Annotated in this window: 1 protein-coding gene; it reads left to right on the forward strand. The window is 49.7% G+C overall.

Annotation, left to right across the window (positions count from 1 at the left end; translation table 11 throughout):
• Positions 1–129: 129 nt before the first annotated feature.
• Positions 130–654 carry a hypothetical protein gene (locus AB447_RS23950; protein WP_048356535.1) on the forward strand — a complete coding sequence of 175 codons (525 nt, stop codon included), beginning with the start codon at positions 130–132 and terminating at the stop codon, positions 652–654.
• Positions 655–978: the final 324 nt, after the last annotated feature.

Here is a 978-nt window from a genome sequence, read left to right on the forward strand (position 1 = left end):
CGATTTCAATACGTATCCAGCGCTAGATCAGCGCAAACTTACCGAAATTTTATATCAAGGCGCATGGCCGGTCGACGAAGATCCGGCGGACTACTACCGTCCACTTTCGATTCAGGCGGTGCGAGTCGGATGAAACATTACGAAGTCACAAAGCACGCCGTTGATCGTACAGTCGAACGTCTCGGAATCAAGCGAGAGCATGCGAAGGGTCACTTGCTGAACTTAATGCAGACGGCTTATTACGTAGGTCAACAGTCGAATGCAAACGGGCGTATTACGAAAATATTCGATCATATTAACAGCCGAACGCGATTGCTCGTTAACGATAGCGCTATCGTAACCGTTTATCCAATGGCGGACCCACTTGACGCAACTTCTAACGAACTTCCTGACGAAATGAAGACGGCTTTACGACGCAAAGCAAACGCAATGATTCGCCGCATCAAACGCGAGAGACGGGCGCTTAACGTCCAGCTTGCGGAAAAGAATCTCGAAATTGCTCAGCTCGAACTCAATCGCGCAAAGGCACGTTCGAATAAAGTTATCGCAAGCATTGACGAAAAGATTTCCGTTTTGAAATCCGAACATGGCGAGCTTGCGTCCAAACTTTCGGAGTTAACCGAAAAGGAAAAAGGAGTCGCCGCCTATGTCTAACGCATGGTTAATCGAAATTGTCGGAGTCATTGCAGCGCTTGTAATTGGCGGACTTATTTACGAAGTTAATCGCGAAGAGAGCGAATGAGGGCGGCGATTGTGCGGCCCGGTGCTCGGAGAATGTCGGGGTGTCCGTTAAGTAAAAGAGTCGCGTCGCTACGGCTTAGCGCTGGCGGCGTTTCGGACGCAGATACCGGCATTTTGCGAGGGCCAAAAGCCTCAAAATTAAAACGTAGGGGGAAATCGAATGAGTCAATTTCAAAAAGGCGCGGCGGCGCTCAACGCTTTAAACTCAACGAACGAAGGCGGAAGCGGAAACGGGAT

Source organism: Bacillus glycinifermentans (assembly GCF_001042475.2).
GTDB classification, from domain to species: Bacteria; Bacillota; Bacilli; order Bacillales; family Bacillaceae; genus Bacillus; species Bacillus glycinifermentans.